This is a genomic window from Romboutsia lituseburensis (assembly GCF_024723825.1).
Lineage (GTDB): Bacteria > Bacillota > Clostridia > Peptostreptococcales > Peptostreptococcaceae > Romboutsia_F > Romboutsia_F lituseburensis_A.
This window is the reverse complement of the sequence record NZ_JANQBQ010000001.1, coordinates 3,437,392-3,453,325: the sequence shown is the minus strand read 5'-3', so window position 1 is coordinate 3,453,325 and position 15,934 is coordinate 3,437,392. Positions and strand designations below refer to the sequence as shown.

The 15,934-nt window shown below is 26.5% G+C and carries 14 protein-coding genes and 1 riboswitch; of the genes, 1 reads left to right on the top strand and 13 read right to left on the bottom strand.

Annotation, left to right across the window (positions count from 1 at the left end):
* Positions 1-76: 76 nt before the first annotated feature.
* The 13 genes from NWE74_RS16620 to NWE74_RS16560 form a co-directional block, all read right to left on the bottom strand.
* Positions 77-1,135, bottom strand: a complete 1,059-nt coding sequence (locus NWE74_RS16620; protein WP_258244087.1) for a polysaccharide pyruvyl transferase family protein — start codon at positions 1,133-1,135, stop codon at positions 77-79.
* A gap of 7 nt (positions 1,136-1,142) precedes the next feature.
* The gene (locus NWE74_RS16615) at positions 1,143-2,126 is read right to left on the bottom strand and encodes a glycosyltransferase family 2 protein (protein ID WP_258244086.1); all 984 of its coding nucleotides are present in this window, start codon (positions 2,124-2,126) and stop codon (positions 1,143-1,145) included.
* A gap of 136 nt (positions 2,127-2,262) precedes the next feature.
* Positions 2,263-3,270 (bottom strand): glycosyltransferase family 2 protein, encoded by a 1,008-nt coding sequence (locus NWE74_RS16610; RefSeq protein ID WP_258244085.1) that lies wholly within the window; start codon positions 3,268-3,270, stop codon positions 2,263-2,265.
* 123 nt (positions 3,271-3,393) lie between these two features.
* A complete protein-coding gene (locus NWE74_RS16605; protein WP_258244084.1) occupies positions 3,394-4,563 on the bottom strand; it encodes a hypothetical protein in 1,170 nt (389 codons plus the stop codon).
* Between the two features lie 76 nt (positions 4,564-4,639).
* Positions 4,640-5,815 carry a glycosyltransferase gene (locus NWE74_RS16600; RefSeq protein ID WP_258244083.1) on the bottom strand — a complete coding sequence of 392 codons (1,176 nt, stop codon included), beginning with the start codon at positions 5,813-5,815 and terminating at the stop codon, positions 4,640-4,642.
* Between the two features lie 13 nt (positions 5,816-5,828).
* Complete coding sequence (locus NWE74_RS16595) at positions 5,829-6,938, bottom strand: glycosyltransferase family 4 protein (protein WP_258244082.1); 1,110 nt, start codon at positions 6,936-6,938, stop codon at positions 5,829-5,831.
* Positions 6,939-6,967: 29 nt separating this feature from the next.
* Positions 6,968-7,657, bottom strand: coding sequence for a sugar transferase (locus NWE74_RS16590; protein ID WP_258244081.1), 690 nt, complete (start codon positions 7,655-7,657; stop codon positions 6,968-6,970).
* A gap of 31 nt (positions 7,658-7,688) precedes the next feature.
* Complete coding sequence (locus NWE74_RS16585) at positions 7,689-8,135, bottom strand: hypothetical protein (RefSeq protein WP_258244080.1); 447 nt, start codon at positions 8,133-8,135, stop codon at positions 7,689-7,691.
* A 24-nt stretch (positions 8,136-8,159) separates the two neighbouring features.
* Positions 8,160-8,882 (bottom strand): CpsD/CapB family tyrosine-protein kinase, encoded by a 723-nt coding sequence (locus tag NWE74_RS16580; RefSeq protein ID WP_258244079.1) that lies wholly within the window; start codon positions 8,880-8,882, stop codon positions 8,160-8,162.
* Between the two features lie 14 nt (positions 8,883-8,896).
* Complete coding sequence (locus NWE74_RS16575; protein WP_258244078.1) at positions 8,897-9,577, bottom strand: YveK family protein; 681 nt, start codon at positions 9,575-9,577, stop codon at positions 8,897-8,899.
* 238 nt (positions 9,578-9,815) lie between these two features.
* Positions 9,816-9,971 carry a hypothetical protein gene (locus tag NWE74_RS16570; RefSeq protein WP_258244077.1) on the bottom strand — a complete coding sequence of 52 codons (156 nt, stop codon included), beginning with the start codon at positions 9,969-9,971 and terminating at the stop codon, positions 9,816-9,818.
* 72 nt (positions 9,972-10,043) lie between these two features.
* Positions 10,044-10,961, bottom strand: coding sequence for a hypothetical protein (locus NWE74_RS16565; protein WP_258244076.1), 918 nt, complete (start codon positions 10,959-10,961; stop codon positions 10,044-10,046).
* 736 nt (positions 10,962-11,697) lie between these two features.
* Positions 11,698-13,815, bottom strand: coding sequence for a DNA topoisomerase III (locus NWE74_RS16560; RefSeq protein ID WP_258244075.1), 2,118 nt, complete (start codon positions 13,813-13,815; stop codon positions 11,698-11,700).
* Positions 13,816-14,130: 315 nt separating this feature from the next.
* Positions 14,131-14,219: riboswitch (glycine riboswitch) on the top strand.
* 315 nt (positions 14,220-14,534) lie between these two features.
* On the opposite strand from NWE74_RS16560, the gene NWE74_RS16555 reads away from it, so the two are divergent.
* On the top strand, positions 14,535-15,905 hold the full coding sequence (locus tag NWE74_RS16555; protein WP_258244074.1) for an alanine/glycine:cation symporter family protein: 1,371 nt from the start codon (positions 14,535-14,537) through the stop codon (positions 15,903-15,905).
* The last annotated feature ends 29 nt before the right edge of the window (positions 15,906-15,934 follow it).

Genomic DNA, 15,934 nt, shown 5'->3' with positions numbered 1-15,934 from the left:
CACCCTCCGTATTACTCCATATAAATTATATTTGCATATTGGCTATGGGTTTTAAAAATATTAATTTAAAATATTTTTATTTTATATAATCTATTAATATATCAAAATAATTTTTATTTAAATCAAATTTATCTATAGTATTTAAGTTCATTAGTTCTTCAATTATAGGCTCTATTTCATTAAAGTTTAACCCATCAACCATCCTTATATAATTTAAATCTTTTATCCATTTATAACTTTCTATAACTTTATGATCTAAACTTCTAGTTACTATACAAGGTGTTTTTGTTATTGCACAAAATATCATACCATGAAGTCTATCTGTTATAACTACTCTCGAGTTATAAAATTTAGTCCATAATTTAAATAGTTCTCTCTCTCTTTCAGTTTGGCTTACTTGATAATCTACTACTGTATCTGTCACTATAATATCTTTAAACTTTTGTTTTAATTGTTTTAAAAATTCTTCTTTCTTGTGTATCGATATATAGCTTTCCTTATCTTTTCTTAAACAAGTCATTATATTTTTTCTTTCACATTGATGTATATTAATTTTATTATTTAAATAAAATACCATATCAGGATTTTTAATTACTTTACATTCTGTAAATGACTGTTTCATAATCTCATATGATTTGTCTTCTCTTCCTATTACGACTAAGTTTTTATTTTCATTATATATTTTTTTACTTATTTCAAATTCTTTTATACCATTTTCATCTTTAGTAAAATAAATAGTCTGTGGAAGTGAAACTACTTTTACATTTTTAAATTTAGATATCATATGTCTTCTTATATTTTCATCATCCATATACTGATTTCCCATATTTCCTCCACCTATAATACATACTATATCATCTTTATTTATTATCTTTTCATATGCTTTTCCGTATTTGTAAGTCTCTGAAAAGTTAATCTCTATTATTTCATAATTAGGAAATTTTTCTGATAAATATTTAATAGATGCATATGCTATGGCATGATCCCCTAGATTTCCATGAGTCGGTATTAAAGACACTAATATCTTTTTTTTATTTTTAAATTTTCTGAATTTATAATTATATATAATTCCAATTTTATATTTTAGTTTATTTATTTTTTGTCTATTTAATAACTTGTATATCATTTTCTTCATTTTATTATTATCCTTTAAATTTATTATTTATATGCTTGCTATATAAATTACAAAATATATTTCTATTTAAAATAGCTAATGTAAGCGACATTTTCCCCATCAACTTAATTTCTTTATTTAAAATGAATGAAATATAATTTTTTTTCATATTATCATTAAGCTTACTTAAAACTTCAGTTCTATTATGTAAATTACTTTGACTTGCTTTGAGATATAAATATTTGAAAAGTCCACACATTTTAGCATCTACTTTATTTTCAAACATTCTTAAACCACATTTTTTAAAATATTTTTTTTGTTCTATGCAAGCATCTATAGCATCAAGTCTTTTAATATTAAAGTTGCTATTCATTATACTATTTTCTCTTTGTCTATAATAATATAAAGGTAAGTTGCTATCAATTATCATATTAGCTTTATGTATTATTTTATATGTAGTAAATTCATCTTCATGTAATTTTCCTTTTGGAAATCTAATTTGATTAAATAATTCTTTTTTATACATTTTATTCCATACAACTACAGTTTTAACATACTCTTCTCCATATAGACATTCCAACATATCATTTGAATTATAGAACTTTATATCTTCTTTTATTGCATTTTTTGACATACTATCCTTATTATAAACTTCTACATAATCACTTTGAGCAATGTCAGCATTATATCTAATTATAAGATTATATAAGTTTTCAATCATGTCTAAATTAATCCAATCATCGCTGTCTATAAAGCAAATATAATCTCCATTAGAAATATCTATTCCTACATTTCTAGCATCGCTTAGGCCTCCATTTTTTTTATGTACTACTTTAATTCTATTATCTTTTTTCTCGTATTTTTCACATATATTACCACTATTATCTGTGGAACCATCATTTACTAATATTATTTCTATATTACTATAGGTTTGATTAATTATACTATCTATGCATTCATGGATATATTTTTCAACATTATATACAGGTACTATAATACTTATCAAGCTCAATACCAATCACCTTCTCATCTTTAAATTAAAATAAAATCATAAATATTCTATATGTAATAATACTTCAACGCCTTTAATTTTTAATAATTTGCATATTTTAATATAAAATATCTTGTTCCTACTACTAAAAATTCACCTAATTTTTCTTATGTCTATATATTTCATTCAAAAACTTTGCATATATTAAAGGATTGATTTTATATAGATTTATTCCTATCCATATTTTAATATCAAAAAAGTTAAAAGAATCTAATTTATATTTTTTTAATCTTTTTTTATTATTTTTATTTTTAATCAATGGTATTAGAATATCAATGCTGTTACACTCAGTAGCTACTCCGGAAAAATTAAGAATAAATTCTCTTGCATATTTTTGGTGCTTAAAATAATTAATATATTTTATATCAAAATCTAAATTCTTCAAATATTTTTCTATTCTTTTCATAGCGCCTAATACAGCAAATCTTTTTAGGGATGTACTATGTGTCATAGATTCTCTTCTTTGAAAATAATGCAGTAATATTTCATTAACACATCCTACTCTACTAGCATGTATTAGAGATTTAATCTGAAATTCTTGATCTTCACCATTACTACAATGCTCATAATGTCTAATATTATATTTATTTATTAATTCTGATTTATAAATAGCACTTCCTGTACATAATATTATCTTCTGGTTAATTATTAAATTGAATGCATCTATTCCACTTATAATGCTATCTAAATAATTAAATTTATCATTATAACTAAAGAGCTGATTATTATACTCATCCACCATGTCATATCCACAAAATACTATGTCTAATTTATTTTCCTCTAATTTTTTATTCATCTTTTCTAATAATTCCGGTTCTATAAAATCATCAGAATCTAGCATATATATATATTTTCCTCTACTATGATTAATCCCAGTATTTCTTGCTTTACTTACTCCACCATTTTCCTGACTAACAATTTTATAATTCAAGTTGCTATTATTCAATAAACGGTCACATACACTTATACTATTATCGGTAGAACCATCATCAATAATAATAAGTTCAAAATTTTCAAATGTTTGGTTCTTTATACTTTCAATAGTTCTCTCAATATAATTTTCACAATTATAACAAGGTATTATCACACTTATAGCGATATTCATGTAGCTTCTCCTTTTTAGTTGTTATCTTTCTTTCACAAGATATAACCATATTGATATCTATATCTACGTTAATAATTTTCAGTATCTACATTAACTTATTTTTTTAACTTAAATTAATATATATCATTTAGATGTATTTAAAATATTACTCTTATCCTTATCGTAAGAAGCCAAAAATAAGAGTAATAAAATAAAAGCATATACCATAGATGAATATGAAAATAGACCATTTAATAGTATATTAATAAAATAAATAGATATTAAAAATATAAGACTAGTTTTTTTTATATTCTTTCTATGTACTCTGTATAATTTAAAAAAACCATATAAATATAAATACAAACCTATTAATCCATTTGATAATAAAGTATTAATTATGTCATTATGTGCATAAATATACATTCCTATTGTTTGTTTATTAAATAAATTAGGATAATCAATTCCTTTTCCTACTAATAAATGCATTGGAGAGAATCTAAAGTATTCTTTTAAATCTTCTATAGTAAAAACATCTCTCCCACTCATTATTCCACCATACTCATTTTGAGATGAACTAATAAATTTTTCTACTAACGGAATTTGGTCTCCAAATTTAATAATTATAAAAATAGAAATTATTAATAAAATAAAAATCACCTTATATTCTTTATTATTTATTAACCATAATAAAAATAATAATATTGTAGATATAGCTATTACTCTAGCTCCAGTAAATAATGATAAAATCATTATAGTTGCTATTAATATATACTTAAACTTTGAATGTATATATTTGTTGATAAATATTAGTAATGCTAAAATATAAAACAAATATGCAGTAAATAAATGTGGTTCTTCAAAAACACTTTTTAAATATCTCCCCTCCCATATTATTGTGTATGAACCATTAAAAAATAACGATATTATTAATATTCCAATACATATAAGCAATTGATTATAAATCCACGTAATATTTTTAACAAAAAAATCCTTCATATACGAAATAAAATTTAAATCACTAGCTAAAAATATCAATAATATAAATAATGTCCACTTAAGTTGCTCTACAATAGCAAAGCCTTTATTCTCAGCTAAAATTAAACTTAATATATATACAGCACCTAGTAATGTAATGTTATATTTTTCTATATATCCGCTATATTTATAAAATACAAAATAAAGTGTTAGCAGTAAAACCATACTAATACTTACACATGTATTCATAATAGGAATAAAACCATCTATTATTTTAGTTATAGGAATAGTAAATATTATAAAACACATGTATTTATATAAATGGCAAGTCTCATTCATTAATATTCTCCTTAAACTCGTAAATTCAAAATAATCCAAAAATTAATATTTAACTTTAAAACGATCTAAAGTAATACTAATTTATTAATTCAATCCACCTGGATATTATTTTGTCTACATTAAACTTTTGTACCCTAATCTTTCCATTCTTACAATAATTAGATAAATCCATTTTTAACATTTGATTTAATGCATCACTAAATATTTCTTCTTCTAGAGTTATATTAGCTTCATTAGTATTAATCGAATTATAAAATTCGGGAGTTAGAACTCCATAATCACAATATACTGCACCTTCTACTTTTAAATCTTCACTGTTATTTGCTAATATCTCTCTTGGTCCAGATTTACAATCTACAGATATTATTGCTGTACTGCATGCCATAGATTCTGGTATGCACATTGGAAAGCCTTCATATAAAGATGTCAATGCAAATATCTTTGCTTTTGAAACAAATTTAAATGGATTTGATTGAAATCCTAAAAATATTACATCTTTGCCTAATCCTAAGTTATAAACAAGTTCTTTTAACCTATCTTCTAATTCCCCGCTACCTAAAATAACTAATTTTACTTTAGAATTTTTTTTCTTTAAATGATAAAAAGATTTTATTAAGTTCCACTGTCCCTTTTGTTCAGTTAATCTACCAACATTTATTATTACATCATTATTAAATATTTCTTTATATTTATCATCTAATTCCTCTTCAGCTAATCTCTCTATTTTTTTACAATCAAAAGGATTATAAATAACCTCAATTTTCGTTCTCTTTATATTAAAGTTATTTACTAAATCTTGTTTTATAGCTTTAGAAACAACTACGATTTGGTCTGCTCTATTATATAACAATTTCATAAGAATTTTAAATATAAATCCATATAATCCCGTTCTTTCTTTACTCTGAAAGTTATGAACAGTTATTACCGTTTTTTCACTCCCTTTTGATAGTAAGTTAACTATATTAGGACCTTCTAAATGACTTATACATGTATCAATTTTATATTCTTTCTTATATTTTCTAACTTCTCTTACTCGCTTTAGAAGAACGCCTACATTTTTTATCAAACTAGTTGAGTTCTGAACGTCTATTTCCACAATTTTTCCATTAAAATCATAGTCTGGATCTTTTCCATTCCAAGTAAAAATATATTGTTTTATATTTTCATCTAAGTTCATGGATATAGTTGATAGTACTCTTTCAGCCCCGCCATTTTTTAAGCTAGGTATAATAAATGCTACATTTTTTTTCAAGTAATTCTCACCCCTACTTTGTCATAGCTCGTCTTAATGTTTCTTCTGTTGTTATAGCTACATCATCCCAATTATATTTTTTTAATATAAAATCTTTAGACCTTTCCTTATGCATATCAACAACATTCGGATTTTCTATTAAATATTTTAATTTTTCTTTTAAACTTTTAATATTCTTATTTATAAATGATTCGCCATAACTCTCTATTACATCTGTATTTTGTTCTATATCGCTAACTAAACAGCACTGACCATATGCCATAGCTTCTAATAAACTAATAGGTAATCCTTCTATCTCAGAAGGTAATACATAACAATACGCATTACTATACAACTCATCTAATGTTTCACCTTTAACAAAATCAGTAAATATTATATTTTTATTATTCGATGCCTTATTCTTTAATTCATCAACATACTCATCACTGTGACTACTTCCACCTGCTATTACTAACTTTTTATTTGTATTTATACTATTAAAAGCATCAATTAAATAATGTGCTCCTTTTTCAGGAACCAATCTTGCTAGAAATAATATGTATTCATTTTTATCTAAATTAAATTTCTTCTTTATATTGTTTGCTTGTAAACAATGCTTTTCTTCTATACCATTAGGTATATATATTACATTTCTATTATATTTCTGTTTATAGTAATCTACTAGGGATTTAGATACAACTATATATTCATTTGCAAATTTGCTTCCTATAAATTCACCACTCTTTAACATTGCTTTAGCAGTTTTCCCCCACTTTTCTCTTTGCCAATCTAATCCATGACATGTACATACTACTCTTTTTCTAAATATCCTAGGAATAAATGCTAATAAAGACGGACCTAGTGCATGATAATGTATTAAATTATGTCCACTCTTTATCGCATCTATAGTTGAAAGAAATGTATATGTAATAGCATCTAGGTGCTTAGAATTTATGGATTTTATATATTTTATATTTATTCCTCTATAATTTACATACTCTTTTTCACAGTAATTCTTTCTACAGTACACTGTTATTTGATTTTTTTCATTATTGGATAATCTAGCAGCTATTTCTTCAACATGTATTTCTACACCTCCAGCTCTAGATGGAATTCCTTTTTGTCCTATAACTGCAACTTTCATTTATTCACCTACTATTTATCATTTAATGTTTACGATGCATTTTCATCTCCAAACAGTACAAACACCGTTTTAAATATAAGCTTTATATCAAGCCACAAGCATCTATTTTGTATATATTCAATATCCATATCTACCCACTCATCAAATCCAATATTGTTTCTGCCACTCACCTGCCATATACAAGTAAGCCCTGGCTTTACTCCAAGTCTTTGCATTTGATATGCTGTGTACTGTTCAACTTCATGAGGTATAGGTGGTCTAGGACCAACTAAGCTCATATCTCCCTTAAGGACATTAAACAACTGTGGCAATTCATCGATACTAGTTTTTCTTATAAATCTACCTATATTAGTTATTCTAGGGTCGTTTTCTATTTTAAAAACTGGCCCTGTTTGTTCATTTTGATCCATAAGTTCATGTAAAAGTTCTTCTGCGTTGTGTACCATACTTCTAAACTTGTACATTTTAAAAGTTAAAGGGTATCTACCGTTTCTCTCTTGTGCAAAGAACACTTTTCCTTTTGGATCTTCTAATTTAATAAGTATTGCTACTGCTAAAAACAATGGAGATAATAATATAAGACCTGCTAAAGAACATACTATATCGATTATTCTTTTAGTTGCTGTATAAAATATAGAGTTGTTTGTTTGTATATTATCTATATCAATAGCTACAGCTGATTCATCTATTTCACTTTCAAATCTAAATCTTTCCCCCATTTTACCCTCCATAATATAAATTCAATTTATACTATTTATCACTGTCTCTCTTATCGACAGTTATATATTTATTTGCAAATAATAAATATACATATCTAGTTCCAACCGCCAAAACTGATATAATCAGTGTATTAAAAATATAAAATAATGGTGATTTAGGCAAATTAAAAGTTTTATCAATTAAATATATAGGTAACATCGCTATGAAGCATGCAGTAAAAATATTTCCAATAATTCCTGCTTTGTCAAACCTAAAATAAATTTTATAACATTTAAAAATCCCTAATAAAGATGTGCTAAAAACTATATACAAAATCAGTGTATTTAAGTTCTTCATTCTAAATATATGTGGATTATCTATTTTCAATAATTGACTACTAATTAGCACAGCTAATACTATACCGCATACATCTAGTACCCATGTCATCACTATTTTATATTTATTTTTTTCTTTTATGATTTCACGTTTCGCCTCCATAGAAGCCTCCTACATGGCTTTTCTTTATGCCATTGCTTTTTCTTTTTTGTTTGCTTTTTTATTAGCTTTTTTTGATTTTCTACCTTGATGGTAATATGTATAATAGGCATGACCATTAGTTTTTACTGCAAATTTATTAAGTACTGTTCCTATTATTTTTGCTCCTACTCTATCTAGTTTTTCTTTAGCTAATTTAACCATTTCTATGTCTGTTTCATTTGCACCGATTACTAATATACATCCATCTGAATAATTCGATATTATTCCAGCATCTGTTACTATTCCTATTGGTGGTGCATCTATAAATATATAGTCATAATGTTCTTTTAAATTTTCTATAAACTCTTTCATTTTTTGAGATGCTAACATTTCTGAAGGATTTGGTGGTACTACTCCGCCTGTTAATACATGAAGATTTTTAATATCTGTGCAATGTACGCATTCAACAAAAGTTGTATTATCTACTAATACATCTGTAAGTCCGTGTAAGTTACTTATCCCAAACATTCTATGTACAGATGGGTTTCTTAAGTCTCCATCTATTACAAGTACTTTTTTATCTAAGTTAGCAAATGTTGTTGCTAGATTAGTTATTACTGTTGTTTTTCCTTCGTTTTGTTTACTACTTGTTACTGTTATTACTTTCATTTCTTTATCTAAATCTGAGAATTGTATACTTGTCCTGATTCCTCTATATGCTTCTGATATAGGGGATTTAGGATTTTTTATAGTTATTAATTTTGGCATATTTTTTCTTCCCCCTATTTTATTAATCCTTCATCAGGTATTACTCCTAATATTGGTAGTTCTAAGTGTTTTTGTATATCTTGTGGTGTCTTTATTTTATTGTCTAAGTATTCTATTAAGAATATTACAAACAGTCCTATCATTACACCAAGTACCGCAGCTATAACCATGTTCATTGTTTTGTTTGAGTTTACAGGTACTTTTGAAAGTATTGCTTTATCTATTACTTCTACCTTATTAGCATTAGTTATTCTTTTTGCTTCTTTACTAAATACATTAGGTATTTTATTTGCTATATCTCTAGCTCTTTCTGGATTTGTATCTTGTACCATCAAGTTCATTATTTGTGTTTCATTAACAGGTGTTACTGATACTGATGCTGCTAATTGGTTATATGACATGTCTAGATTTAAATCTTTTATAACTGGCTCTAGCACTGCTCTTGATTTGATTACTTCCCCATATAATACCGCTAGCTTTTGTGTTACTGACATCTGATCTCCTGTCAGTACTGTATTTCCATTTACTGGTTCAGCACTTACTATTAATGTTGTCTGTGCTTGATATACTGGAACATATCTTATATAACTTATTATTCCGCTAACTGTTGTTGCTATTATTGCTATAAGTGCAATTATCCAAAATCGCTTTTTTATTATTGCAAAATATTCCCTTAGATCAATTGTTTCTTCCATTTGCTCTCCCCCACTTTATCCTCCAATTAATTTTGTTTAAGTTTTAACTTCTCTATTATTATATTTTTTTAGGTAAGTTTGGAATACTACCCACTGGTGTAGTTTTGTATTCCTTTTTGTGCTAACCATATAAGTAATAGGATTAATTTGTTTCTACATACATGTAACACAAAAAATCCCACCTTATATAATTGATATATAAAGTGAGATTTAAATTTTAGTTAATTATTTTAATATTTTATGATTTTGGTGGCTTTGGCGGTTTTGGTGGCTTATGATTACTACTACTACTCTCATCCTTTCCTAGTGGCCTTATCCCTAAAGGATCTTTACTTATACTTTCAGTTTTTCCTATTCCTAAAGACGTTATTTTAGGCTTTTTCCACTCTTTCATAATATCTCCCTCCCCCTTTTGTTTTATTTTTATATTAATCTTATTTTTTATAAATAAGAAATATAAATTATTTTATAATTCTGACAATTCTTCTTCTATTAAGTTCATCTGATCTTCTATTGTTATTTTGCCACTAGGCCTTTTTATTTTATACAAAGGAACACTATTGATTAATTGAATTGCTTTTTTGAAATACTCAGGTCTCGTTCCTATTGAACTTTCTACCCCAAAGAAGTATATGTTATTCAGCATATAGTCAATTTTTTTATTTCCTTCTAATTTTTCTATACTAACTTTTTTATATTCATCTTTAGATACTATTTCAAATATAGCTTTTACTTTACGAGGATTTGGTTCAAATATTTCTGTTACGGGTACTTTGTATCTTATTATTTCAGCATTTTGTTTATTTATCTTGTAGTTTTTTTCATCATATCCTAAAACTTTCATAACATCTTTACACACTTTCTTTTCTGGATATGCATGATGTACTAGTACATTGTCGTTTAACATATCTAGTGCTACTACATCATCTGATAAAAATTTATATCCTTTATTGTTAAGGGCTGATGCTAATGTTGATTTACCAGCTTTACTTTTTCCTGATATTATAATAGCTTTATCTCCTTTTGATATAGCTGATCCATGTAATGCTATAGTCTTTCTTTGGATTAACAATATTCCAAATGACCATCCTAATAAAAATGATTTTATTCTTTCATTATCCTTATCTTTTAATGGTTCTACTATTATTGTATTGCCATTTTTTATTTGGTATATTGCAATATCTTTAATATATATACAAATATCATTTATATCTGTACCTATCCACGAGTTGTCATTTACTTGTTTTTTTATTTTCTCACAGACTTGACCATATTTTATTTTTACATCTATATGATTACATTGATTTTCTTTTATTTTTATAAGTTCTTCCAGTTTAATTTCTGACTCTATATTTAACCCATATACCCTATATTTAAATGACATAAAATAAAGTTATCCTTCCTTAAAAGTATTAGTTAGTATAATAGTATCTTTCAGCGAATTTTCAGAAAATTACTCTTAAGTATAATTTTTATTCTTTTTAGTATTGATTCAGTATATTTATTAAAAATACAACAAATTTTATCTTATTATGATAGTTATTTTTACAAAAAAAAATAACTTCTGGTAGTTTCAGAAGTTATTTTTCCTAATTTTAAGCACAATTAGTTTTTCAATATCATAATAAGATTTTTTGTAATAGACTTTTGTATTGATAATTTGAGTTTAAGTTTTTTATCACTATTGATTATATACGTACTAAGCTTTAATTTAAATTCCTCTATGTATTAATTTTTAATAATACTATTGTATAATTTTTCCTACTACCTTTTGCTACTTTTTTTTAAAAAATATATATTTAGTCTTAATCAATCTCCCTTTTATATTTACATGACTTAAATTATTTACAAAAAAAATAACTTTCGAAATAATCGAAAGCTATTTTTTGAGTTTTTTGCAAAAAAATCAGAATTAAATTACTCAAAAGAAATGCGATTTTTTACAATAATTTTGGGAATTTTTATTAAATATAAATATATTTAAGATACTTTTATTGTATCACCCATTTTTTTAATTTCATATTACTCTTAAGAGTAATTTTGGTATATTTCTACATATTTTTTTATATTATTTTATCGTTCCCTTTGTTTCAACTTCTTTAAACGACACTATATTACTTTTATTTCTTTAATTTCGCTAAAGCTGCTGCAAAAGGATTATTGAAGTTTTCTTCAGTTTTATTTTGATTTTTTAGATATTTATTTACATCTTTTTTAGATGCTTTATTCTTTTCTTCTGATTTTCTTTTATTAAATGTACTTAATTTTTCTCTATGTCCACAACTACAAACAAATGTCTTTCCTTCTCCTTCTCCACGAAGTTCTAGTCTTTTATGACAAACTGGACATCTTGCATTTGTTGTTTGTGATACAGTTTTTCTAGTGTTACATTCTCTATCTTCACAAACTAGCATCTTACCTCTTTTTCCGTTTACTTCAAGCATGAACTTTCCACACTCTGGGCATCTATTTTTAGTTAAGTTATCATGTTTAAATTTAGAGTCACTTTGTTTTATTTCTCTTACTATATCTGTAGAGTAATTTTTCATTTCTCCTATAAATTTGTTTTTGCTTAACTTCCCTTTTGATATATCATTTAATTGATTTTCCCAAGAAGATGTTAATTCTGGTGTTTTTAAATCTTTTGGTGCAAGTTCTAATAATTGCTTACCTTTTGATGTTATGTGTATGTCTTTTCCTTTTTTCTCTAGTAGGAAAGTATTGAATAATTTTTCTATTATATCTGCTCTTGTAGCTACTGTTCCTAGTCCATTTTTCTCCATTTGTGTAAGTAAACTAGCTTCATTTAGATATGATGGAGGGTTAGTTTTTCCAGTAGTTTTATTTATCTTTTCTACCTCTAACGTATCTCCTTCTTTAACTGTTGGTATACTATCATAGCTTTCTTCATCATCGCTATCTTTGTATGTTTCTCTCCATCCTAAAGATATTATTTTATTACCTTTAGCAGTTAATTTCTCATCATTTATTTTAGCTTCTATACTTGTTTGTTCATATTCAAATGGAGGACAAAGTACTGCTAAGAATCTCTTAACTACTAAGTCATATATTTTTCTTTCTTTGTCACTTAAATCCCCTAAGAATACTCTTTCTTCTGTTGGTATTATCGCATGGTGATCACTTACTTTTGAGTCATCAACAAATGATTTATTTCCTTTTATTTTTGTTTTTAATAGTTTTGTACATACTCTTGAGTAATCACTTACATTTACTGCTTTTATTCTATCAGATAATGTTTCTACTATGTCAGTAGTTAAGTATCTAGAGTCTGTTCTTGGATAAGTAAGTACTTTGTGATGTTCGTATAGTTTTTGCATTATTGATAGTGTTTCTTTTGCTGAATATCCAAATATTTTATTTGCATCTCTTTGTAATTCTGTTAAGTCATATAGTGCTGGTGAATATTTTTTCTTATGACTTTTATTTACTTTTGTTACTTCTATTTTTGAGTTATTTATTTTCTTTATTGTATTATCTACTTTTTCTTCGTTAAAGCTACTACTTGAGTTTTTGTTATCTACCCATGTAAATTTAAGGCTACTTGATCCTTTAGTTCCTATTACGTTTATTCCATAGTAGTTTTTAGGTTTAAATTCCATTATTTCATTTTCTCTTTTTAGTATCATTGCTAGTGTTGGAGTTTGTACTCTACCACATGAAAGTTGTGCGTTGTGCTTTGTTGTAAGTGCACGAGTTGCATTTATCCCAACTATCCAGTCAGCTTCTGCTCTTGCTATTGCTGAATGATATAGATTTTCATACTCTTTAGCATCTTTAAGTTTATTAAATCCATCTTTTATTGCTTTATCTGTACTTGATGATATCCATAAACGCTTTAGTGGCTTTTTAACTTGTGCTTTTTCTATTATCCATCTAGCAACAAGCTCTCCTTCACGTCCTGCATCTGTTGCTATTACTATTTCAGATACATCTTCTCTATTCATTTGAGCTTTTACTGTGTTAAATTGTTTACTAGTTTTTTTAATTACTACAGTTTTTAAATACTTTGGAAGTATTGGTAAATCATCTATATTCCAAGATTTGTATTGCTGACCATAACTTTCTGTGTCTGCTAATGTTACTAAATGTCCTAGTGCCCATGTTACTATATATTTTGGTCCTTCTATATATCCATTTTTTTCATTTTTACATCCTAATACTCTAGCTATATCTCTACCTACTGAAGGTTTTTCTGCTAGTACTAATATCTTCTTCATTCTATTACCTTCCTTTGATTGCCCATATGAGCATATTGTTTTACATAATTATTATATTAACATATATTTTGAAGTATCTACTAATTTAAATAATTTTATATGCAATAAATATACATTTTTTCCATATTTCATTCAATTGTTAGTATACGAAACGAATTAAATTGTTGACATTTTTTAGTTTATTTAATATTATAGATAGTGAATAATGCTAACATAATTAAATACCCGTTTGAAGCTTTATAGAAGAGTTGTTAATTTTAACACACCGACGGAGTCGCACTCTCAGGTACTTTTTCTAAAGTAGGACTGTAAAGTTTAGGGAACTCTGGAGAGACCTATTATAGGCGCCGAAGGGGCAAGGCAATACTGCTCAATCTCTCAGGCAAAAGGACAGGGATTATAAACTATTTTTTAGTACTTTTTTGGTACTCATTTATAGTACGTTCGTTTATCCAGAGCTAAATCTAATATTAGATTTAGCTTTTATTATTTTATAACAAAATCTTATTTCAAAATTAATTCTATTGCAAAATTTAATCTTATTGAAAAGTTTAATCTTATTCTAAGGTTTTTAAAATATGATTTTGTTTAAATGTTATTTTTAGGGATAAACTTTTTTCTTCATTCCTGTCAATTAATTCATTTTACTCCAAAGATTTATTTAGCTTAAAATTTTAAATTGTTTAATTTATTAAACAATGATATGAGGGGTGTTCTTTATGAATTTAATTGATGTTTTAAACTCTGTGGACTCATTTATATGGGGACCACCATTACTAGTATTATTAGTTGGTACTGGTGTCTTATTTACTTTCAGACTTGGATTTTTACAAATCACTAAACTTCCAACTGCATTAAGATTAATTTTTAAGGCTGAAAACAATGGAAATGGTGATATTTCTAGTTTCTCAGCACTATGTACAGCTCTTGCTGCTACTGTTGGTACTGGTAACATTGTCGGTGTTGCTACTGCTATAAAGGTAGGTGGACCAGGAGCACTATTTTGGATGTGGCTTGCAGCATTCTTTGGTATGGCAACTAAGTATGCTGAAGGTGTTCTTGCTATAAAATATAGAACTAAGGACGAAAATGGCCAAACATCTGGAGGTCCTATGTACTATATAGTTAATGGTCTAGGACAAAAGTTCAAGCCTCTTGCAATATTCTTTGCTGTAAGTGGTATTTTAGTAGCATTACTTGGGATAGGTACATTTACTCAAGTTAACTCTATAACAGATTCTATAAATGGTAGCTTTGGAATAGATCCAAGAATTACTGGTATTATATTAACTTTAATCGTAGCCTTAGTTATATTTGGTGGAATTCAAAATATATCTAAAGTGGCAACAGCTATAGTTCCATTTATGTCTGGTATATATATCTTTATGTGTTTATTAATTGTGTTTACTTCATTTAATAAAATTCCGACTACATTTACACTTATATTTGATGGGGCATTTAACTCAACTGCTGCTGTAGGTGGTTTTTTAGGTTCTAGTGTTGCTATGGCTATTAGAAATGGTATCGCTCGTGGTGTATTTTCAAATGAATCAGGACTTGGTAGTGCTCCAATTGCTGCCGCTGCGGCTAAAACTAATTGGCCAGCTGAACAAGGTCTTATATCTATGACTGGTACTTTTATAGACAGTTTAATTATATGTTCACTTACTGGTTTTGCTATTATATTATCAGGGGTTTGGACTGGAGATTTAAACGGTGCTCTTATGACACAGGCCGCTTTTAAAAGTGTGCTACCGAATGTAGGTCCTTTATTTTTAACTCTTAGTTTAAGTTTATTTGCTTTTACAACTATACTTGGTTGGAGTTATTATGGAGAAAGATGCTTTGAGTTCTTATTTGGTACTAAAGGTATAAAAGGATATAGATTAGTATTTGTTTTGATGGTTCTTTTAGGTTCTTTCTTGAAATTAGAAATGGTATGGATAATTGCAGATATAGTTAATGGTCTTATGGCTATTCCAAATTTAATTGCTCTAATACTACTTATGCCTGTTGTTATTAAGGAGACAAAGCTTTATATGTCTCATATTAATTCTATTAATAGTGATTTAGACAAAAAAGCGATTTAAAATATAAATTATATTAAATTAAAACAGCA